Origin of the sequence: Microvirga sesbaniae, from assembly GCF_025460805.1 — a bacterium.
In the GTDB taxonomy this organism is placed as follows: domain Bacteria; phylum Pseudomonadota; class Alphaproteobacteria; order Rhizobiales; family Beijerinckiaceae; genus Microvirga; species Microvirga sesbaniae.
This window is the reverse complement of record NZ_JAMXFJ010000050.1, coordinates 1-20,498: the sequence shown is the minus strand read 5'-3', so window position 1 is coordinate 20,498 and position 20,498 is coordinate 1. Positions and strand designations below refer to the sequence as shown.

Here is a 20,498-nt window from a genome sequence, read left to right as displayed (position 1 = left end):
ACAATGCGAGAACCCGGGGAAGCCAAGGGGCAAGCTCTGACGGACCACGGCGTCTCTCTCGGCGAGGCGTTCCGCGTCTGGCTGCGCGTGGCGGCCCTGAGCTTCGGCGGGCCCGCGGGGCAGATCGCCGTGATGCACCGGATCCTGGTGGAGGAGAAGCGCTGGATTTCCGAAGGACGGTTCCTCCACGCCCTCAACTACTGCATGCTGCTGCCCGGCCCGGAGGCCCAGCAGCTTGCCACCTATGTGGGTTGGCTCATGCACCGCACCCTCGGCGGGATCATGGCGGGAGGGCTGTTCATCCTGCCCGGGATCATCGCCATCATGGGTCTCAGCTGGGTCTATGCCCTCTACGGCAAGATCGGCATCGTGGCGGCGCTCTTCTTCGGCCTCAAGGCCGCCGTGCTGGCCATCGTGCTGGAGGCTGTGGTCCGGATCGGCCGGCGGGCGCTGAAAAACCGCATCCTGATCGGGATCGCCGCGGCAGCCTTCGTGGCGATCTTTTTCCTCGACGCGCCTTTTCCTCTGATCATTCTCGTCGCCGGGGTGCTGGGCTTTCTCGGCGGGCGGGCGGGTCTCCCGCAGTTCGAAGCCGGCGGACACGGCGCGGACGCGCAGGACGGCGGCAATCGTCTCGGGGAGCATCGTCCCGCCCACGTCACGCCCAGCGCACGGCGAAGCGTGCGTGTCGCGGCGATCTGGCTTGCGCTCTGGCTCGTGCCGGTCCTGGCTCTCCTGCTGATCCTCGGCCGCAACGACGTCTTCAGCCAGATCGCGGTCTTCTTTTCCAAGATGGCGATGGTCACCTTCGGGGGCGCCTATGCGGTTCTGGCCTATGTGGCCCAGCAGGCCGTGGAAACCTACGGCTGGCTGCAGCCGGGCGAGATGCTCGACGGACTCGGCATGGCGGAAACCACGCCGGGCCCGTTGATCATGGTGCTCCAGTTCGTGGGGTTCATGGCGGCCTTCCGGGACGCAGGCTCGCTTCCTCCGCTCCTCGCAGGCACGCTCGGCGGCCTCCTGGCCACATGGGTGACCTTTACCCCCTGCTTTCTCTGGATCTTCCTGGGGGCGCCCTACATCGAGATCTTACGCGGCCACAAGGCCCTGAGCGGCGGCCTCGCGGCGATCACGGCCGCCGTGGTGGGCGTGATCCTGAATCTTGCCGTCTGGTTCGGGATTCACACGATCTTCGGCCGGGTTCGGACGTTGGAATGGGGGCCGCTCAGTCTCGATATGCCCGAATGGGGCAGCGTCGATGGATGGGCGCTGCTGCTCGCAGGGGCGGCCGTCGTCGCCATGTTCCGCTTCAGGATCGGCATGCTGCCGACGCTTGCGGCGACGTCCATCGCGGGGATCGTCCTGTACTGGACGGGGATGATCGCCTGAACGGGCGAGGCGGAAGACCGCCTCGCCCGGTGTCGAACCCGGATCAGGTGGTCGACGAGATCTGCCCGCCGTCGACGCGCAGGATCGAGCCTGTCATGAACGAGGCCTTCTCGCTCGCCAGGAAGACGGCGGCGGCCGCGAATTCCTCGATCTCGCCGTAACGGCCCGCCGGAATGCCCGCGCGGGCGGCGTGCGCCACATCCTCGACGGAGCGGCCGGTGCGCTCCGCATTGGCGGCGTCGAGCTGCTTCAGGCGATCGGTGGCGATGCGGCCGGGCGCGACGGCGTTCACGGTAACGCCCGAGGCGGCCACTTCGCTCGCGAGCGTCTTGCCCCAGCCGACGAGCGCGGGCCGGATGGCGTTCGAGATCGCGAGGTTCGGGATCGGCTGGATCACGCCGGACGAGATCACCGAAATGATGCGGCCGAATTTCCGCTCGATCATGCCGGGGAGGAGCTGATCGGCGATCCGCACGAGGTTGACGAACATCGCCTCGAACGACTGGCGCCACTGATCGGACGACACCCCTTGCGCTTTGCCGGGCGGCGGCCCCCCGCTGTTGAGCACGAGAATGTCGACCCCGCCGAGCGCTTCCGTCACATCCTTGACCAGGGCATCGACCTGATCGACCTTGCCGGTATCGCAGATGAACGGCAGGACGTCCCTGCCGATCTTGTCGGCGGCCGCCTTCGATCCTTCCATCGTGCGGCTGGCGATGGCGACCCGGGCGCCCTCCTCGGCCAGACCTTGCGCGATGCCGAAGCCCAACCCCTTGCTCGCGCCGAGAACGAGCGCGCGCTTTCCCTTCAATCCTGTTTCCATGCGTGAAAACTCCCCTTGTTCGTTCACGAGCGCTCGATGCGCTCCATCAGCCATTCGATGTCGGCAATGGTTTCCGGGCTCAGCTTCGGTCCGGGCTTGCGCAGCGTATCGGATGCGATGATGCCGCGCCGCTTCAGCACGTACTTGCGCACGGCAAGGCCTATGCCGGGCTGCGTCTCGTAGCGCACCAGCGGCAGATGGCGGTCGAAGAGATCGTGCGCCTCCGCGCGCCTGCCCTGGTTGACGAGATCGACCACGCCGACCAGCATCTCCGGGTAGGCATAGCCTGTCATCGCACCATCGGCGCCCCGCTCCATCTCGAAGGGAAGGAACATGCCGCCATTGCCGCAGAGAATGGACACACGGCGCACCTGACCGGCATCGCTCGCGCGGCGCAGCGCCGTGATCTTGTCGAGGCCCGGCCAATCCTCGTGCTTGAGCATCACGCAGGACGGGCTCTGCTCGATGATGCGCATGATCACCTTCGGGGTCATGACCACGTTGGTGGTGAGCGGGTAGTCCTGGATCACCCAGGGCACGTCCGGGCCGATGGCCTCCACGGCATCCGCATAATAGGAGACGATCTGATCGTCGGTCTTCAAGGTCGAGGGCGGCGCGATCATGACGCCGGCGGCGCCCGCATCCATCACCTTGGACGACAGGCCCGACATGGCGGCGAAGCCGGCCGCCGACACCCCGACGATGACGGGAACGCGGCCCGCCACCGCGGCGATGACCTGCCGGGCGAAGGCCAGCGCCTCATCGGCCGCGAGCTTGGGCGCCTCGCCCATGATGCCGAGGATCGTCAGCCCGGTCGCGCCGGCTTTCAGATAGGCCTCGACCATCCGGTCGGTCGAGGCGACGTCGACCCGCCCGTCGCTCTCGAAGGGCGTGGGGCAGATGACGTAGACGCCGGCGGCAGAACTCGTAAGCAAGACTTCCTCCTAGGCAAAGCGGGCAAGAGTGCAGGAACCTCCATACACCCGCTTTGCGTCCGGCGCACCATCTTAGCCGCAGCCGGCTCTTCGCCTTTAGCTGCGCCCGGATCCGCTCTTCTTGCCGCCGCCGTCCTGCTTGTTGACGGTCGCCCAGGCGCGCCTCTCGGCCTCTTTTTCCGAGAGGCCGCGGCTCTCGTAGGATTCCTCGATATGCTCGGCCTTGCGCTTCTGCTTGTCGGTATAGGCGGACTTGTCACCGCGGGACATGGCGTTCTCCTCTCGGGCTGGGTTCCTCAGATGCATTCGACCGGGAATGCATGATCCAAGACTCAACCGGGAAGCCGGATGGTGGTTCCGCAACTATGTTTCTTAGCGCATCGTGCGGAAAAGTGGATCCGGTTTTCTGCGCCGAACGATGCGCCAGCCAAGAGTGGAGCGTCGGACGTGAAAAGTGGATCCACTTTTCACGTCCGATGCTCTAGCCGCTGTTGCGCAGGCCCGCCGCAATGCCGTTGATGGACAGGTGGATGCCCTGCACGACCTGCTCGTCCGCGTCGCCGGAGCGGTGACGCTTCAGCAGTTCGATCTGCAGGTGGTTCAGCGGGTCGAGGTAGGGGAAGCGGTTCCGGATCGAACGGGCCAGGAGCGGATTGCCGTCGAGCAGGGATTGCTGCTGCATGATGGCGAGCAGCTGCCTGATCGAGTCCTCCCATTCGCGGCGCAGGCGCGGGAAGATGGCCTCGCGCAAGGCGTCGTCCGCAACGAGGTTCGCATAACGTGAGGCGATCGCGATGTTGCTCTTCGCCAGGACCATGTCCATGTTCGAGAGCAGCGCCTGAAAGAACGGCCAGTCGCGGTACATTTCCTGCAGCAGCGCCAGGCCGGTATCGGGCCGCTTTTCGAGCCACTCGTTCACCGCGGAGCCGAAGCCGTACCAGCCGGGGAGCATGAGGCGGCACTGGGCCCAGCCGAACACCCATGGGATGGCACGAAGATCCTCGATACGCCGGGAGTTCGTGCGCGACGCGGGCCGGCTGCCGATGTTCAGGTTGGCGATCTCGCCGATGACGGTCGATTCCCAGAAATAGCGCTCGAAGCCTTCGGTCTCGTAGACGAGCGCCCGATACGCCTTGAAAGCGCTGTTCGAAAGCTCCTCCATCGCCTTCAGGTACTCTTCGCGCGGGGCGGACTGGCCCGAATGCAGAAGAGTGGCCTCGAGCGTGGCCGCGGCGAGGATCTCCAGATTGCGGCGCCCGAGATCCGGATTGGAGTATTTGCCCGCAATCACCTCGCCCTGTTCGGTGATCCGGATGGCGCCCTGCACGGCCCCGCCCGGCTGCGCCAGGATCGCCTGATAGCTCGGTCCGCCACCTCGGCCCACGGATCCGCCGCGACCATGGAAGAGCCGAAGCGCCACGCCGTGGCGCCTGAACACCTCGATCAGTTCGATCTCCGCCTTGTAGAGCTCCCAGCCGGACGTGAGGAAGCCGCCGTCCTTGTTGCTGTCGGAATAGCCGAGCATCACCTCCTGGGCCTGTCCGCGGCTGCGCAACAGGCGCATGTAATCCGGCAGGGCGAACAGCGCATCCATCACGCCGCTGCTGTTGCGCAGATCCGCGATGGTCTCGAAGAGCGGGATGATGTTCACATCCATCTCGCCGTCGCGCGGACGCAAGAGGCCGGCCTCCTTCAGGAGGAGAGCGACCTCCAGGATGTCGGAGGGATCGCTCGCCTTGGAGATGACGTAGTTCGGCACGGCCGCGCGGCCATAGCGCCGATGGGCCTCGGCCGCTTCGTGAACGATGGCCAGTTCGGATGCGGTCTCCGGCGAATAGTCGAGGTAGGGCGACATGAGAAGGCGCGGCGTCTGAAGTTCTTGCAGAAGCAAGGCAACGCGCTCGTCTTCCGGCAGTCCTTCATAAGCGGTTCCGGGATTGGCCTTTTCAAAAAGTTCGGCCACCACACGCTGATGGACGTCGGAGTTCTGGCGCATGTCGAGACTGGCCAGATGGAACCCGAACACGCTGACGGCGCGGCGCAGTTTGCGCAGGCGGCCACGTGCGAGCGATCCTGATCCGTTCGAGCGCAGGGAGCGGTGAAGGATCGAGAGATCGCCTTCGAACTCCTCGATGCCGCCATAGGCTGACGCCTCGCCTACCGCATGGCGCGCCACATCGCCGTGCCCCAGCCGGGCTGCGGTTGCCGCAAGGCGCGCGTAGATGCCCGTGATTGCCCTGCGATAGGGCTCGTCCTGGCGATGGGGCGAGGGATCGGGAGAAGCCTTGGCGAGGGCCTGGACCTCGTCGGAGACGTTCACGTACCGCCCGTCGAGCGACAGTTCGGCGCCCAGGCAATGGAGCTCCTCGAGGTAGAAGCCGAGGGCGTGCTTGCTCTGCAGCAGCAGGGCCTGCCGCAGGGCATCCGCCGTCACGAAAGGATTGCCGTCGCGGTCTCCGCCGATCCAGCTGCCCATGCGCAGGAAGGAGGGCAGCTCCACGCTCTCCCACAGGGGATCCATGGCCGCAAGCTGATCCTCGAGGGAGGCATAGACCCGAGGCAGTTCCTTGAAGAACGTGTAGTCGTAGTACGACAGGCCGTTGTTGACCTCGTCGATCACCTTGAGACGGTTACGCCGCAGGATGCTCGTCTGCCACAGGGTGAGAATGGCACGGCGGAGGCTTTCCTGGCAGGAAGCCTCCTCGTCGGGCGTCAGATGCTGCCGATCCCGCTGCGCCAGGATCTGGGAGATTTCCATCTCACGGTCGATGGTGCTCTTGCGGCGCACCTCGGTCGGATGCGCGGTGAGAACGGGACAGACGAGTGCGGAGGCGAAGACGGCCTGCAGGGCCGAATGGCTGATGCCCGCCTCCTGGATGAGCTTGAGGGCTCGTGCCAGCGTCCCCTCGCGCGGTGCCGCAGCCTCCATGGCGTGAGCGCCCGCCATCGCGTGGGCGCGGGAGCGGCGGACATGGTGCTGGTCCTCGGCGATGTTCGCCAAGTGCGAGAAATAGCTGTAGGCCCGGATGATCTGGTTGCTGCGCCCCCGCGAGAGGCTGTTCAGGATCGTCTCGAGCTCGCGGCGGGCCGCGTCATCCTCATCGCGGTGGAAACGGATCGAAGTTTGGCGGATGCGTTCCACGATCTCGAAGGCAGCCTCCCCTTCCTGCTCGCGGATCGTGTCTCCGAGGATGCGCCCCAGGAGCCGGATGTCGTCGCGAAGGGGAAAATCCTTCTCGGGTGTGACGTCGGGGTTGATCAGGGACATGGGAGGGCTCCCGCTTCGCGCGTTTGCTGCACTGCGAAATAAAACCCTTTGCTGCCCTACGGCAAGTGTAATTTTATTTTAAAATCCGCCTAATTCATGACCGCCCAACGCTCCGGTCGGTCCGTCTGTCCAATAAGGGCCAGACCATAGGCGATGGACTCGAACTGGTCTGCGGAGGTCAGCCGGGTCTCGCCGAAACGATCGACGAACAGGCGACGGATGGCTGGAACGAACGAGGTGCCGCCGGTCAGGAACACGCGCTCGATCTCCTCGGGTCTGACGCCGGCCGTCGAAAGAGCCTCGTCGACCGTTCCGGCGATCCGCTCGACGTCTTCCGCGATCCACGACTCGAAATCGGCCCGCGTGATCTTCGCCTCGATGTCGACGCTCTCGCCCCGGAACCGGAACGTCGTCTCCTCCTGGTTCGAAAGCGCGACCTTGGCCGAAGAGACCGCCCGGTAGAGGGCAAAGCCGAGATCGTACTCGATGATATCGATGAATTTCTCGAGCGGTTCGGGCTCCAGGGCGACGCGGGCCAGTTCCCGCAGTTCCTTGAGATCGCCGCTGCCCTTCATCATCGCGAGATGGTTCCACCGGGCCAAATTGGCATAATAGTGGTTGGGGATCGACAGGATCTTTCCCATGGAACGATAGAGCCCACCTTTTCCCAGGCGCGGGGACACGACCTTGTCGACGACCCGGTAATCGAAGGCGTCCCCGGCGATTCCGATGCCGGCATGCCCCAGCGGATCGGCCCGCAGCACGCCTCCTTGCCGGGCAAAGCGCATGACCGAGAAGTCGCTGGTGCCGCCGCCGAAATCCGCCACCAGGACGGTGGCGTCATGATCGAGCTGGCGCGCATAGAAGAAGGCGGCCCCCACGGGCTCGTAGACGTAGCGCGCCTGCTCCGCCCCGAGCCGGCTGAAGGCCGTCCGGTAGCGCTGCATGGCGAGACCGTCGTCCGGATTGTAGCCCGCGAACTGGACCGGCCGTCCGATGACGACGTTCCGCGCGCCCCAGTCGAGCCGGGCGCCGCCATGGCGCACGAGCGTGCGCAGGAAGGCGCTCAGCAGGTCCTCGAAGGCATAGCGTTCGCGGAAGATCCGGGTTTCCTTGAACGTCGCGCTGGCCGCGAAGGTCTTGAACGACTGGATGAAGCGGTGAGCATGGAGCCCGTCCAGGAACTGCTCGATCGCCCAGGGGCCGCCCTCGACTTCGGTGCGCAGGCCGTTGCCGTGCCGCTCGTCCCAGAAGCACAATGCCGTGACGTAGACCTTGAGGCGCTCGCCCCCGTGCTCGAAGGTCAGGGCCTCCACGTGTCCGTTCCGGTCCGCCAGGGCCACGACCGTGTTGCTGGTGCCGAAATCGATGCCGATGGATAAATCGTCGGAGAGGGGCATGGTGACCTCGGGAGCAGCCGAAAGGGCCGGACGGTCTATACGCCAAGGCTTCGCCTGCCAAGCAGAAATGTCAAAACACTGTCTTCCCTAACGGCACTGCGACCCCGGTGCTGTGGACGGGCCGTTGACCCGGTGGCGTCCCGCACCGTAGAAGCCGCGCCTTACGCCTTATTCGGAGACTTTCATGCTATCCATCGGTCAGCGCATCGCGAACGAACTGAGTGTTCAGGAATGGCAGGTCAAGGCGGCCATCGAGCTGCTGGACGGCGGATCGACCGTTCCCTTCATCGCACGCTACCGCAAGGAAGTCACCGGCACCCTGGATGATGCCCAACTGCGCACCCTGGAGGAGCGCCTGCGCTACCTGCGCGAGCTGGAGGACCGCCGCAAGACGATCCTCGACAGCGTCCGCGAGCAGGGCAAGCTCACCGACGAGCTGGCGCTCCAGATCAACACCGCCGACACCAAGGCGCGCCTCGAGGATCTCTACCTGCCCTACAAGCCCAAGCGGCGGACCAAGGCGCAGATCGCCCGGGAGGCGGGCCTGGAGCCCTTGGCCGACCTGCTCCTGGGCGAGCCCGGCCGCGAGCCCAAGGAAGCGGCCGCCGCCTTCGTGAATGCCGAGAAGGAGGTCGCCACCCCGGAGGCTGCCCTCGAGGGCGCCCGCTCGATCCTCGTCGAGCGCTTCGCGGAGAATGCGGAGCTCCTGGGAGCCCTGCGCGAGATTTACTGGGAGCGCGGCAGCCTCACGTCGAAGGTGCGCGACGGCAAGGCGACCGAGGGCGCGAAATTCGCCGATTACTTCGACTTCGCCGAGCCCCTGCCGAAGCTCCCCTCCCACCGGATCCTCGCCCTGTTCCGCGGCGAGAAGGAGGAGATCCTCGACCTGCGCATGGAGGAGGACAAGGACGCCGCCGAGCCCGGCTATGTCAGCCGCTACGAGGGCCGCACGGCGCTCGCCTACGGGATCGTCGATCAGGGTCGTCCCGGCGACAAATGGCTTCTGGACACGGTTCGCTGGGCCTGGCGCACGAAGCTGCGGTTCTCCATCGAGCTCGACATGAAGATGAAGCTCTGGCAGCTGGCCGAGGACGAGGCCGTGAAGGTATTCGCCGGCAACCTGCGCGATCTGCTTCTCGCGGCTCCGGCCGGCGCGCGCCCGACGCTCGGCCTCGATCCGGGCTACCGCACCGGCGTGAAGGTGGCCGTGGTGGATGCGACCGGAAAGGTCGTGGCGACCGATACCGTCTACCCGCACGAGCCGAAGCGCCAATGGGACGAAGCCCTCGCGACGCTGGCGCGGCTCTGCCGCGTGCACAGGGTCGAGCTCGTGGCGATCGGCAACGGCACGGCCTCGCGCGAGACCGACAAGCTCGCGGCCGAGCTGGTGGCGAAGCACCCGGACCTGAAGCTCACCAAGATCATGGTGTCGGAAGCCGGTGCCTCCGTCTATTCCGCCTCCGCCTTCGCCAGCCAGGAACTGCCGGATCTCGACGTCTCCCTGCGCGGCGCCGTCTCCATCGCGCGCCGCCTGCAGGACCCCTTGGCGGAGCTCGTGAAGATCGACCCGAAATCCATCGGCGTCGGGCAGTACCAGCACGATCTCGCCGAATACAAGCTCTCCCGCTCCCTCGACGCGGTGGTGGAGGATTGCGTGAACGCGGTCGGGGTCGACCTCAATACCGCCTCGGCGCCGCTGCTCGCCCGGGTCTCGGGCCTCGGCGAATGGGTGGCGCAGAACATCGTCTCCCACCGCGATGCCAACGGACCGTTCAAGACCCGCAAGGCGCTCACCAAGGTCTCCGGCCTTGGCCCGAAGACCTTCGAACAGGCGGCGGGCTTCCTGCGCATTCCGAACGGCGACGACCCGCTCGATGCCTCGGGCGTCCATCCGGAGGCCTATCCGGTCGTGCGCCGCATTCTCGAAGCCACGAAGAGCGACATCAAGGTGGTGATCGGCAACGGCGCCGTGCTGAAGAAGCTCAACCCGCAGAGCTTCACGGACGAGAAGTTCGGCGTTCCGACCGTGAAGGACATCCTGAGCGAGCTGGAAAAGCCCGGCCGCGACCCGCGGCCCGAATTCAAGACCGCCACCTTCATGGAGGGCGTGGAGAAGATCAGCGACCTGAAGCCCGGCATGGTTCTGGAAGGCGTCGTCACCAACGTGGCCGCCTTCGGGGCCTTCGTCGACGTGGGCGTCCACCAGGACGGGCTCGTGCACATCTCGGCCCTGGCCGACACCTTCGTGAAGGACCCGCGCACCGTGGTGAAGCCGGGCGACATCGTGAAGGTGAAGGTGCTCGAGGTCGACGTTCCGAGGAAGCGGATCTCGCTCTCCATGCGCATGAGCGACCCGGCCGAGAAGCGCTCCGCCGGCCGCCAGGACGACAACCGGGCGGCGTTCCAGAAGCATCGCGCGCAGACGGAGCGGAAGCCGGCCCCGCAGGCGCCCGCCTCCGGCGGCGCCCTGGCCGACGCCCTGCGCCGGGCCGCGATGGCGGGCGGCAAGGACAGTGGCAAGGACAAGGGAAGCCGGAAGTGACCGCGACGGGGCGGCTTGTGGCCGCCCCTGAACTGCTCTAGAAGCAAAGCGTCTCACGGGGAGCCTCGAGACGAGGCTGAGAGGTGGCGAGGCCACCGACCCGTCGAACCTGATCCGGGTCATGCCGGCGGAGGGAATGAGCATGCGACATCGCCACGACAGCCATGCCCCGTGCGACCTGCGCCGCCAGACCGGCCTGCCTCATGCATGGGAGCGCCCTTAAGATGCTACGCCGACTGCTTCTCACCCTTGTTTCCCTCGGGCTGGCGACGGGCCTTGCCCACGCCCAGACCAAGCCGAAGCTGACCGTCTACACCTACAGCTCGTTCGCCGGGAAATACGGCCCCGGCAAAACCGTCAAGGAGCGCTTCGAGGCGACCTGCGGCTGCGAGCTGAACTGGGTCACCGCCGAGGACGCGGGCAGCCTGCTCGGGCGGCTGCGGCTCGAAGGCGAGAACACCAAGGCCGACGCGGTGGTCGGCCTCGACATGAACCTCGTCGCCGAGGCCCGCTCGCTCAACCTCTTCGCGCCGCACGGGGTGGATGTGAAGGACCTGACCCTTCCCATCGCATGGAATGACAGCACCTTCATCCCCTTCGACTGGGGCTATTACGCCTTCGTGTACGACGCCAACAAGCTCGCCCATCCGCCCAAGAGCCTGCAGGAGCTCGTCGACGATCCCAACGGTCCGAAGGTGGTCCTGCAGGATCCGCGCACCAGCGCGCCGGGCCTCGGCCTGCTGCTCTGGATGCAGAAGGTCTATGGCGACCAGGCCGGCGAGGCCTGGGGCAAGCTCAAGCCCCGCATCGTGACCTTCACCAAGGGCTGGTCCGAAGCCTATGGCCTGTTCCTGAAGGGCGAGGCCGACATGGTGATGTCCTACACCACGTCGCCCGCCTATCACATCGCCGCGGAGAAGAAGGACAACTACAGGGCCGCGGCCTTCGCCGAGGGACACTACCTTCACGTGGAGCTCGCCGGCATGACCCGCACCTCGAAGCAGCCGGACCTCGCCAGGAGACTCATGGCCTTCATCCTCAGCGAGCCGTTCCAGTCGGCCATGCCCGAGGGCAACTGGATGATGCCGGCCAAGACCCCGGCCTCCGGCTTGCCCGCCGCCTTCAAGGATCTGGTGCAGCCGAGCCGGGCGCTTCTCTACACTCCGGAGGACGTGCAGCAGAACCGCCGCGCCTTCACGGATGCCTGGCTCAACGCCACGGCCCGCTGACCGGCGATCATGACGCTGAAGCCGCCCCATCCCGGAAGTCTCGTGGCCTTCGCCATCCTGGCTCTGGTGGCGGGCGGCTTCATCGCTCTCGCGACCGTCGACGGAGGGACGCCCACGCTACTCTCCATCGGCCCCTATCTCTGGCGGGTGCTCGCCTTCTCGCTCATCCAGGCGGCCCTTTCGACCGTGCTGTCGCTGGCGCTCGGGATCGGCCTGGCGCTGGCCTTGGCCCGCCGCCGGTTTCCGGGACGCGACATCGTTCTGGCCATCCTCGGCTCCACGATGGTGATGCCGACGATCGTGGCGGTGTTCGCAGTCTTCGCGGTCTATGGCCGCAGCGGATGGCTCGCCGACGCACTGGCCGTCCTCGGCTGGACCGGAGGCTTCAGCATCTTCGGCTATCCGGGCATCCTCATCGCCCATGTGTTCCTGAACGGCCCCTTCGTGGCCCGGATCACCCTCGATGGATTGAACCAGGTGCCGGCCGAGCACTGGCGCCTCGCCAGTGCCCTCGGGTTCACGCCTGTCCAGATCTTCCGCCATCTCGACTGGCCGCTGCTGCGCGGGGAGCTGCCGGGCGTCGCCGGGCTCATCTTCCTGATGTGCTTCAAGAGCTTCGCGATCGTGCTGGCGCTCGGCGGGGGGCCTGGCCGCTCCACCCTGGAAGTGGCGATCTTCGAGGCGCTGAAGATCGATCTCGATTTCGGCCGCGTCGCCTGGCTGGCCCTGATCCAGCTCGCCATCTGCCTGTCGATGACGGCCCTGCTCCATTGGGCCTTCACGCGCCCGCCGGTGGGCCACACGATCCGCAGCCTGGCCCATCGCCCCGACGCGAAGGACCGGGGCCTGAAAATCCTCGATGCGGTGGTGCTCGTCGTCAGCGGCCTGTTCATCGCGCCGCTCGCCTTCAGCGTGCTGACGGGCTTGCGCCGCCTGCCCGCGGTGATCGACGCGGATCTGCTGCGGGCCTTCGTCACGAGCCTCGCCATCGCCGGTGCGGCCGCGCTCCTGGCGTGCGGCCTGGCCCTGGCCCTGGCGTCCGCGGCGCGGCGGCGGCGCATCGTGCTCCGTTCCCCGCGCAGCGCCGCCTTCTACGATCTCCTGCCCGACGCGCTGCTCGCCGTGCCGCCCTTCGCCCTGACCGCGGGCCTGTTCCTGCTGATCAGGCGCTTCGGCGATCCGTCCACGGCCGGCCTCATCCTGCTGCCGCTGATCAACGGGCTGGCGGCCGTGCCCTTCGCCTATCGCTACGTGGCGCCCCGTCTCCTCACCACGGAGGAGCGCTACGGCCGCATGGCGGCCTCCCTCGGCATCACCGGATGGTCGAAGCTCACGATCATGGATTGGCCGGTGCTCAAGCGGCCCCTCGCGGCGGGCTTCGCCCTCGCCATGGCCCTGTCCTTCGGCGATTTCGGCATCGTCGCGCTCTTCGGCGGCACGGACCTGGTGACCCTGCCCTATCTTCTCTACGAGCGCCTCGGCGCCTACCGGCTGGACGAGGCATCAAGCATCGGCCTCGTCATCGTGCTCGTCGCCATCCTTCTCGCTCACGCTTCAGGTCGCCTGTCCGATGCTCGTGATTGACAACTGCCGCCTGACCTGGCCCGATTTCACGGCGGATTATTCCCTGTCCGTGCCGACCGGAAACCTGTGCGCGGTCATCGGCCCGTCGGGGGGCGGCAAGACGACCCTGCTCCACATGATTGCCGGCTTCGAGCGCCCTGAGCGCGGGACATTGACCTTCGACGGACGGGACCTTCTGCCCCTCGAGCCGGCCAAGCGCCCGGTGGCGATCGTGTTCCAGGACCACAACCTGTTTCCCCACCTGAGCGTGGCGCAGAACGTCGGCCTGGGGCTGCGCCCCTCCCTGCGGCTGAGCGCGGAGGAGAGGGCTCTCGTGGGCGAGATGCTGGATGCGGTCGGGCTCGCAGGTTTCGACGAGCGCAGGCCGGGGGAGATGTCGGGCGGGCAGCGCCAGCGGGTCGCCCTGGCGCGGGCGCTCGTGTCCGGCCGTCCCCTCATCCTGCTCGACGAGCCGTTCAGCAGTCTCGATCCGGCCCTGCGCCGCGACATGATCCTGCTCGTCGACGCCTTGCGCCGCAGGCGTTCCGTCACGATCCTGATGACGATCCATACGCCCGAGGACGTGGCCGATCTCGCCGACCAGATGGCCTTCGTGGCCGATGGGCGGGTCGTCGCGTCGGGCCGCCCCGCGGAGATCCTCGACGGCGCGCTCGCCCCCCGGATCGCGGCGGCCGTCTCGGATTCGTGAGAGGCGTCGGTTTCCACCTGTCACACTGGGCCTGTGCCGGTAATCCCGATTGTCTGAAGCGCCGAGCCTGACCGGATCGGGATGACCGGGACGAGCCTGGCCATGACGGGGGAGGATGTCACGGCGGAGACGCCACGAACGGTCACCCCCGCCCCGCCAGGACCGACACGCCGGACGCGTCGAAGACGTGGAGCGCCCGAGCCGGCACATGGGCCGTATAGGCGCCGCCCGGGGTCGCGTCGGTCTCGCCGGGCGCGCGGACGATCACGTCGTCGCCGCTGGCGAGCCTCATGTAGACGTAGCTCGACTCGCCCAGCTGCTCGATCGCATCGATGGTGCCGCGCAAGGGCGCGGCGTCGGCTCCCCCTTGCTCCATGTGCTCGGGCCGGATGCCGACGGTCACCGGATCGCCGGGAGCCAAAGCGCCTGCGCGCACCGTCACGACGGCTTCCGTGCCGGCGAACCCGAGGGTGGCGCTCCCGCCTTCCAGCCTCAGAACCTGCCCCTTGATGAAGTTCATCCGCGGCGAGCCGATGAAGCCGGCCACGAACAGGTTGCCGGGATGGCGATAGAGTTCGAGCGGCGCGCCCACCTGCTCGATCCGCCCGTGGTTCATCACCACGATCTTGGACGCCAGCGTCATGGCCTCGACCTGATCGTGGGTGACGTAGATCATCGTCGCGCCGAGGTCCCGGTGGAGCTTGGCGATCTCCAGCCGCGTGTTGACGCGCAGCGCCGCATCGAGGTTCGAGAGCGGCTCGTCGAAGAGGAAGACGCTCGGGTTGCGCACGATCGCCCGGCCAATGGCCACGCGCTGGCGCTGGCCGCCCGACAATTCGCGCGGCTTGCGGTCGAGAAGCGGCGTGAGCTTCAGGATCTCGGCCGCCTGCCGCACCCGGCGGTCCACCTCGGCCTTGTTCGTCTTGGCGAATTTCAGCCCGAAGGCCATGTTCTTGTAGACGTTCATGTGCGGATAGAGCGCGTACGACTGGAACACCATGGCGATCTTGCGGTCCGCCGGCGGCAGCTCGTTCACCCGCCGGCTGTCGATCCGGATCTCGCCGCCGCTCACGGTTTCCAGCCCGGCGATGATGCGCAGAAGGGTGGACTTGCCGCAGCCGGACGGGCCGACGAAGACCACGAACTCCCCGTCGGCGACCGAGAGATCGATGTCGCGCAGGATCTCCGTGGCTCCGAAAGACTTGGCAACATTGTGCAGGGAAACGTCGGCCATCGCGGTCAATTCCTGAAAGAGAGCGTCACTTCACGGCGCCGGCCGTGAGGCCGCGCACGAGGTAGCGCGAGAAGAGAAGGTAGAGGACGAGGACCGGGGCGATCGCGAGCGTCAGGGAGGCGAGAACCGCATTCCAGTCCGTCACGTACTGGCCGATGAACTGCTGCACGCCAAGGGTGATCGTCTGCTTGCCGTCGCCGGGCGCGAGGATCAGCGGGAACCAGAGATCGTTCCAGACCGGCACCATGGTGAACACGGCGACCGTCGCGATGGCCGGGCTGATCAGGGGCAGGATGATGCTGGCGAAGATCCGGTACTCGCTCACCCCGTCGCAGCGGGCGGCATCGCGCAGGTCCTTGGGGATCTGCTGGATGAACTCGCCCAGGATGAGGATCGCGAGCGGCAGCCCCTGGGCGACGTAGACCAGGATGAGCGCGGTCAGCGTGTTGACGAGGTTCAGCTCCACCATCATGCGCAGGATGCTGACGCTGCCGAGCCGGATCGGCACCATGATGCCGACGGCGAGGTAGAGCGCGATCAGCGTGTTGCCGGTGAACTTGTACTCGGTCAGCGCCCAGGCGGCCATGGCCCCGATGAGGACGATCAGCACCAGCGAGACCAGGGTCACGGTCAGGCTGTTGAAGAAGTAGAGGCCGAAATCCGCATTGGCGAAGACCCGATCGAACCCGATCGTCGTGAAGGTCTGGCCGTTCGGAAGGCCGAGGGGGTCGGCGAAGATCGCCCGCCTGGTCTTGAACGCGTTGACGAGGATGAGCAGGATCGGCCCGAGCGCCAGGATCGTGTAGAGGATGAGCGCCACATGGACGGCGATGCGGCCGGGTCGGATGGTGGGTCCCATGGCGTCCTCAGAACGTATGCCGCTGCAGCCGCCGCTGCACGCCGAAGAGATAGATCAGCACGCCCACCAGGATGATGATCAGCATGGCGGTCGCCACCGCGGCCCCCATGGTCGGGCTGCCGACCTGAAGCTGGAAGCCGAAGAAGGTGCGGTAGAAGAACGTGCCGAGGATGTCGGTCGAGAAGTTCGGCCCCGCGAGCGCGCCCTTGATCGCATAGATCAGGTCGAAGGCGTTGAAATTGGCCACGAAGGTGAGGATCGACACCACGCCGAGCGTCGGCAGGATCAGGGGCAGGCGCACGAACCAGAACACGCTGAACGGGCCCGCCCCGTCGACGGTGGCGGCATCGAGCAGGTCGTCGGGGATGTTCAGGAGCGCCGCATAGATCAGCATCATCGGGATGCCGACGAATTGCCAGACCGAGATCAGCGAGACGGTCAGAAGGGCGGTCGATTCCTGGCCGAGCCAGGGACCGAAGAAGCTCCCGAGGCCGACGGCCTTCAGGAGGCTCGGCGCGATGCCCCAGAGCGGATTGAGGATGAGCTGCCAGATGAACCCGATGATCACCACGGACAGCATGGTCGGCAGGAAGATCAGCGTGCGGTAGACGCTCCCGCCGGTAAGCCGCGGCAGGCTGAGCAGCATGGCGAGCCCGAGGCCGATGCCGTTCTGCACCACCATGTGGATCAGGAAGAAGATCAGGTTGTTGCGGAACGCGTTCCAGAACTGGCCCGACCAGTTGGGATCGGACAGGAGCGTCCGGAAATTCTCGAGGCCGACGAAGCTGCGCGCTCCCGTCTCGTCGCCCGCATAGAGGCTCAGGCGGATCGTGTCGATCAGCGGATAGATCGAGAACAGGGTGTAGATCGCCAGCGCCGGCGCCAGGAACACCGCGATATGGATGGGAAAGCGCGAGCGGGCGGGCACCGCATCGGCCGACTGAATCCGTGAAGCCGTAAGATCCGTCATGCTGCTCCGGGGCGAAGGAGAATGGAAAGACGGGCCGCTTTCGGTGAGCGGCCCGCCTCGCTGCTTTCAGCCCTTACTTCTTGTGCGGCTCGTACCAGCTGGCGAGCCCGTCCTCGGCCTTCTTGGCCGCCTCTTCGGGCTTCATGCTGCCGTTCATCACCTGGGCGCTCACGTTCCAGAGCTCGTTCTCGAGATTGGGCGTGCCGCGGGACAGGATCTGATAGGAGTTGCGGATCGAGCTTTCGCAGGTGCCGCGCCAGCCGACGAACTTGGCCGCCACCGGGTCCTTCACGTCGACCTTCGCCTTGGAGAGCGGGAAGAAGCCCGGCAGCTCGTTGGCGTAGATGTCGGCGAATTCGGGCGAGGCCACCCAGGACAGGAAGGTCTTGGCGGCTTCCATGTTCTTCGACTTGGCGTTGATTCCGATCGCGATGTCCGTGTGATCGCTGATGTAGCACTTGTCGCCGTCCTTCACGACCGGCGGCGCGAAGGCGTCGAACTCGAAATCGGCCTGCTTGCGGAAGATCGGCACGTCCCAGGAGCCGGCCGGATAGATCGCCGCGCGGCCGAGGGTGAACAGGTTCTGCGTGTCCGGATACTTCTGGGACTTGTAGCCGTCGCCCATGTAGGGGGTCCAGCTCGCCAGCTCCTTGAACACGTCCACATAGGCCGGATCGGTGAACTTCTGCTTGCCTTCGATCAGCGCCTTGCGGCCCTCCTCGCCCTTCCAGTAGTTCACGCCGATGTTCTGGAAGCCCATGGTGGCGGCCTCCCACTGGTCGGCCGTGCCCATGGCGATGGGCGTGTACTTGCCGTCGGCCTTGATCTTGTCGAGCACCGCGTGGAACTCGGCCACGGTCTTGGGCGGCGTGAGCTTCAGCTCGTCGAAGATCTCCTTGTTGTAGACGAAGCCGTGGATCACGGAGGCCATCGGCATGCAGAAGGTGGTCTTGCCGTCGTCCGTCGACCAGGCGCTCTTGGCCACGTCGGAGAAGTTCTCGATGCCCTTCACGTCGTTGACGGAGACCAGGTTGCCCTTCTTGAACAGGTCGAGGGAGGCGTCGAACGGACGGCAGGTGATGAGGTCACCGGCCGTGCCGCCGGCGAGGCGCGCGTTGAGAGCGGCGTTGTACTCGGTCGGCGGATCGGCCTTGAACTGGACCTTGATGTCGGGATGCTTCTTGTTGAAGGCCGGAATGATCTTGGTGTTCCAGACATCCGCATCGTCGTTGCGCCAGCTCTCGATGGTGAGCGTCTGGGCCGAGGCGGCATGGGCGAAAGCAAGAGCCGCCGCGGCCACCGAGGCGGTCGCAAGCAACTGTCCTGCACGGCGCAGGAACGCTTTCGAGTGAGGTGTCGTCATCGTGTTCATCCTCCGTGACCGCGGGGCCTGAGAACGCCCCAATATTTTGTGTCCCTCTGACTGCCCCATGCCATTCTTGTTCGCGTTCTGCGCGCTCCGGCGGGCCAGCGACACTGTTCCACCGGAACGCTTATGGGACAAGTGACCTCATATTGGTATCGGCAAAATTCAAAGACAACTCCTCTTTGGCGGCGCCGGCCACAATTTGCCGGCTCCTCTTTTTGGAATCTCTGCGCTCTTTCGCCAGAGGCCGAGCAGGAGGCCGAACCAGGAGGCCGAACCAGGAGGCCGGAGGCTGTGGACAAAGGGCGTGAGTATTGCGGGCCGCGCCTCTTCCCGAACTGGACATTAAGTGGCATGGTGCCTGTCCGTAAGATCGCTCCCCGAGATCCGTTTCGCATGTCCGACCTCCTGTTCCTTGGCATTGACGGCGGCGGCACCAAGTGCCGGGCCCGGCTGCGCGATGCGCGGGGAGCGCTCCTGGGCGAAGGAACCGGGGGGCCGTCCAACATCCGTCTCGATCCCGATGTGGTCTGGACCTCGATTCTCACCGCCTGCCGCGAAGCCCTCGGCCAGGCGGGGCTCTCCGACGGCGACCTCGCGCGGATCCATGCCGGGATGGGGGCCGCCGGCGCCGGGCAGACCAGCGCGGTCGAACGCCTCCTGGCCCGCCCCCACCCCTTCGCGTCCTTCGAGATCGAGACCGATGCCCACACCGCTTGGCTCGGGGCCTTCAACGGCGGCGACGGCGCCATCCTGATCGTCGGCACCGGCTCCTGCGGCTATGGCGGCACCAGCGGCCAGTGCCACTACGTGGGCGGCTGGGGCTACGAAATCTCGGACGAAGGAAGCGGCGCCGCCATCGGGCGCGAACTCCTGCGCCGCTGCATCTGGGCCCATGACGGGCGCGCCGCGCCGACGCCGCTCTCGGACGCGGTTCTCGCCGAGTTCGACAACGATCTCGAGATCCTGATCGACTGGGTCGGCAAGGCCCGTCCGGCCGATTACGGCCGCTACGCGCCCCTCGTCCTGCGGCATGCCGAGAAGCGCGATCCTCTCGGCATCGCGATCATCGAGGCGGCGGCGGCCGGCCTGAGCGCGATCGGCACGCGCCTGCTCGATCTCGGCGCCCCGGCCATCTGCCTGTTCGGGGGCCTGGCGGAACCGCTTCGTCCCTGGCTGTCGCCGCCGGTCCAGCGCACCATCGCGGCGCCCATGGCCGACGCGCTCGACGGCGCCATCCTCCTGGCCCGCATGGCACGTCGGAGAGACGGCCATGAGTGAACCGACCGGCGATCCGCTCGCCTTCGTGCCACTCGACGAGGGCAATCCCACGCCGCTCTATCTCCAGCTCCAGCAATCCATCGAGGACGCCGTGCGCAAGGGCGCGCTCAAGGCCGATGCGGCCCTGCCCGGGGAGCGGGATCTCGCCAAGCAGCTGGGCATCTCGCGTGTCACGGTGCGCAAGGCCATCACCGGACTGGTGCAGAAGGGCGTGCTCGTCCAGCGTTGGGGCTCGGGCACCTTCATCGCGCCCCAGATGCGCCTCGAACAGCCCCTCTCCCGCCTGTCGAGCTTCACCGACGACATGTCGGCCCGCGGCCTGACGTCCTCGGCCGTGATGCTGAGCCGTTCGACCGGCCCGGCCTCCACCGACGAATTGATGGCGCTCGGTCTCTCGCCGGGCGATCTGGTAAGCCGCGTCAACCGCCTGCGCCTCGCCAACGGCATTCCCATGGCGATCGAGAACGCGGTCCTGCCGTCGAGGGTCCTGCCCGATCCGTCCCTGGTCAAGCAGTCGCTCTACGCGGTGCTGCACGAGCAGGGCTTCATGCCGACCCGCGCCCTGCAGCGGCTGCACGCCGTTCTCCTGAACGAGGAACAGGCCTCCCTCCTCAGCGTTCCGCCTCAGAGCCCGGCCCTCTACATCGAGCGACGCTCCTTCACCGCCGCGGGCGAGGTCGTCGAGTTCACCTCGTCCTATTACCGGGGCGACGCCTATGATTTCGTGGCCGAGCTGACCATCAGCCAGCCCGAACGGATGCACCATGATGATGCCTGACACCCATGCCAACGTCCTGACGGCCATGCTGCGCGAGGCGCAGGAAGCCCCGCAGGTGGTCGCGCGCCTGCTCGAGAGCAACGCTCCCCTGTGCCGCGCCCTCGGCGAGCGCCTGCGCGCTGAGCCGCCGCCTTTCGCCGTCACCTGCGCGC

16 protein-coding genes and 1 riboswitch are annotated in these 20,498 nt (G+C 66.6%); of the genes, 7 read left to right on the top strand and 9 right to left on the bottom strand.

Going from position 1 to position 20,498, the window contains the following annotated elements:
- Positions 1-3 precede the first annotated feature (3 nt).
- Complete coding sequence (gene chrA, locus OCW50_RS29760; RefSeq protein ID WP_262300097.1) at positions 4-1,389, top strand: chromate efflux transporter; 1,386 nt, start codon at positions 4-6, stop codon at positions 1,387-1,389.
- 43 nt (positions 1,390-1,432) lie between these two features.
- Here chrA and OCW50_RS29755 read toward each other — a convergent pair whose 3' ends face one another.
- From OCW50_RS29755 to OCW50_RS29735, 5 genes are all read right to left on the bottom strand, one after another.
- Complete coding sequence (locus OCW50_RS29755) at positions 1,433-2,212, bottom strand: SDR family oxidoreductase (RefSeq protein ID WP_262272726.1); 780 nt, start codon at positions 2,210-2,212, stop codon at positions 1,433-1,435.
- A gap of 23 nt (positions 2,213-2,235) precedes the next feature.
- Entirely contained in the window at positions 2,236-3,147 is a 912-nt protein-coding gene (locus OCW50_RS29750; protein ID WP_262300096.1) for a dihydrodipicolinate synthase family protein, read from the bottom strand.
- A gap of 96 nt (positions 3,148-3,243) precedes the next feature.
- Complete coding sequence (locus OCW50_RS29745; RefSeq protein WP_173949999.1) at positions 3,244-3,417, bottom strand: hypothetical protein; 174 nt, start codon at positions 3,415-3,417, stop codon at positions 3,244-3,246.
- Between the two features lie 211 nt (positions 3,418-3,628).
- The gene (gene ppc, locus OCW50_RS29740) at positions 3,629-6,415 is read right to left on the bottom strand and encodes a phosphoenolpyruvate carboxylase (RefSeq protein WP_262300095.1); all 2,787 of its coding nucleotides are present in this window, start codon (positions 6,413-6,415) and stop codon (positions 3,629-3,631) included.
- Positions 6,416-6,504: 89 nt separating this feature from the next.
- Positions 6,505-7,815: an Hsp70 family protein gene (locus OCW50_RS29735; RefSeq protein ID WP_262300094.1), complete on the bottom strand. Its 1,311-nt coding sequence runs from the start codon at positions 7,813-7,815 to the stop codon at positions 6,505-6,507.
- 184 nt (positions 7,816-7,999) lie between these two features.
- On the opposite strand from OCW50_RS29735, the gene OCW50_RS29730 reads away from it, so the two are divergent.
- The 4 genes from OCW50_RS29730 to OCW50_RS29715 all read left to right on the top strand — a co-directional run bounded on the left by OCW50_RS29730 (position 8,000) and on the right by OCW50_RS29715 (position 13,858).
- Complete coding sequence (locus OCW50_RS29730) at positions 8,000-10,357, top strand: Tex family protein (protein WP_262272722.1); 2,358 nt, start codon at positions 8,000-8,002, stop codon at positions 10,355-10,357.
- A gap of 46 nt (positions 10,358-10,403) precedes the next feature.
- Positions 10,404-10,511, top strand: a riboswitch (TPP riboswitch).
- Between the two features lie 70 nt (positions 10,512-10,581).
- Positions 10,582-11,586: a thiamine ABC transporter substrate binding subunit gene (gene thiB / locus OCW50_RS29725; RefSeq protein WP_262300093.1), complete on the top strand. Its 1,005-nt coding sequence runs from the start codon at positions 10,582-10,584 to the stop codon at positions 11,584-11,586.
- Positions 11,587-11,595: 9 nt separating this feature from the next.
- Positions 11,596-13,170: an ABC transporter permease subunit gene (locus OCW50_RS29720; RefSeq protein ID WP_262300092.1), complete on the top strand. Its 1,575-nt coding sequence runs from the start codon at positions 11,596-11,598 to the stop codon at positions 13,168-13,170.
- Entirely contained in the window at positions 13,157-13,858 is a 702-nt protein-coding gene (locus OCW50_RS29715) for a thiamine ABC transporter ATP-binding protein (RefSeq protein ID WP_262272719.1), read from the top strand. The genes OCW50_RS29720 and OCW50_RS29715 overlap by 14 nt, the downstream gene beginning before the upstream one ends.
- A 142-nt stretch (positions 13,859-14,000) precedes the next feature.
- Here OCW50_RS29715 and OCW50_RS29710 read toward each other — a convergent pair whose 3' ends face one another.
- From OCW50_RS29710 to OCW50_RS29695, 4 genes are all read right to left on the bottom strand, one after another.
- The gene (locus OCW50_RS29710) at positions 14,001-15,092 is read right to left on the bottom strand and encodes an ABC transporter ATP-binding protein (RefSeq protein ID WP_262272718.1); all 1,092 of its coding nucleotides are present in this window, start codon (positions 15,090-15,092) and stop codon (positions 14,001-14,003) included.
- Between the two features lie 25 nt (positions 15,093-15,117).
- Complete coding sequence (locus OCW50_RS29705) at positions 15,118-15,951, bottom strand: carbohydrate ABC transporter permease (protein WP_262272717.1); 834 nt, start codon at positions 15,949-15,951, stop codon at positions 15,118-15,120.
- Between the two features lie 7 nt (positions 15,952-15,958).
- Positions 15,959-16,921, bottom strand: coding sequence for a carbohydrate ABC transporter permease (locus OCW50_RS29700; protein ID WP_262300091.1), 963 nt, complete (start codon positions 16,919-16,921; stop codon positions 15,959-15,961).
- Positions 16,922-16,994: 73 nt separating this feature from the next.
- Positions 16,995-18,284 carry an ABC transporter substrate-binding protein gene (locus OCW50_RS29695; RefSeq protein WP_262272715.1) on the bottom strand — a complete coding sequence of 430 codons (1,290 nt, stop codon included), beginning with the start codon at positions 18,282-18,284 and terminating at the stop codon, positions 16,995-16,997.
- A 399-nt stretch (positions 18,285-18,683) separates the two neighbouring features.
- On the opposite strand from OCW50_RS29695, the gene OCW50_RS29690 reads away from it, so the two are divergent.
- Positions 18,684-19,568 (top strand): glucosamine kinase nucleotide-binding domain-containing protein, encoded by an 885-nt coding sequence (locus tag OCW50_RS29690; protein WP_262300090.1) that lies wholly within the window; start codon positions 18,684-18,686, stop codon positions 19,566-19,568.
- On the top strand, positions 19,561-20,346 hold the full coding sequence (locus OCW50_RS29685; protein WP_262272713.1) for a GntR family transcriptional regulator: 786 nt from the start codon (positions 19,561-19,563) through the stop codon (positions 20,344-20,346). Before OCW50_RS29690 ends, OCW50_RS29685 begins: the two co-directional genes overlap by 8 nt.
- The last annotated feature ends 152 nt before the right edge of the window (positions 20,347-20,498 follow it).

What these genes read in the sequence shown, in the direction of transcription:
- chrA (WP_262300097.1), top strand. Translation starts at nt 4, where the DNA reads ATGCGAGAACCCGGGGAAGCCAAGGGGCAAGCTCTGACGGACCACGGC.
- OCW50_RS29755 (WP_262272726.1), bottom strand. Translation starts at nt 2,212, where the DNA reads ATGGAAACAGGATTGAAGGGAAAGCGCGCGCTCGTTCTCGGCGCGAGC.
- OCW50_RS29745 (WP_173949999.1), bottom strand. Translation starts at nt 3,417, where the DNA reads ATGTCCCGCGGTGACAAGTCCGCCTATACCGACAAGCAGAAGCGCAAG.
- ppc (WP_262300095.1), bottom strand. Translation starts at nt 6,415, where the DNA reads ATGTCCCTGATCAACCCCGACGTCACACCCGAGAAGGATTTTCCCCTT.
- OCW50_RS29735 (WP_262300094.1), bottom strand. Translation starts at nt 7,815, where the DNA reads ATGCCCCTCTCCGACGATTTATCCATCGGCATCGATTTCGGCACCAGC.
- OCW50_RS29730 (WP_262272722.1), top strand. Translation starts at nt 8,000, where the DNA reads ATGCTATCCATCGGTCAGCGCATCGCGAACGAACTGAGTGTTCAGGAA.
- thiB (WP_262300093.1), top strand. Translation starts at nt 10,582, where the DNA reads ATGCTACGCCGACTGCTTCTCACCCTTGTTTCCCTCGGGCTGGCGACG.
- OCW50_RS29720 (WP_262300092.1), top strand. Translation starts at nt 11,596, where the DNA reads ATGACGCTGAAGCCGCCCCATCCCGGAAGTCTCGTGGCCTTCGCCATC.
- OCW50_RS29715 (WP_262272719.1), top strand. Translation starts at nt 13,157, where the DNA reads ATGCTCGTGATTGACAACTGCCGCCTGACCTGGCCCGATTTCACGGCG.
- OCW50_RS29710 (WP_262272718.1), bottom strand. Translation starts at nt 15,092, where the DNA reads ATGGCCGACGTTTCCCTGCACAATGTTGCCAAGTCTTTCGGAGCCACG.
- OCW50_RS29705 (WP_262272717.1), bottom strand. Translation starts at nt 15,951, where the DNA reads ATGGGACCCACCATCCGACCCGGCCGCATCGCCGTCCATGTGGCGCTC.
- OCW50_RS29700 (WP_262300091.1), bottom strand. Translation starts at nt 16,921, where the DNA reads ATGACGGATCTTACGGCTTCACGGATTCAGTCGGCCGATGCGGTGCCC.
- OCW50_RS29695 (WP_262272715.1), bottom strand. Translation starts at nt 18,284, where the DNA reads ATGACGACACCTCACTCGAAAGCGTTCCTGCGCCGTGCAGGACAGTTG.
- OCW50_RS29690 (WP_262300090.1), top strand. Translation starts at nt 18,684, where the DNA reads ATGTCCGACCTCCTGTTCCTTGGCATTGACGGCGGCGGCACCAAGTGC.
- OCW50_RS29685 (WP_262272713.1), top strand. Translation starts at nt 19,561, where the DNA reads ATGAGTGAACCGACCGGCGATCCGCTCGCCTTCGTGCCACTCGACGAG.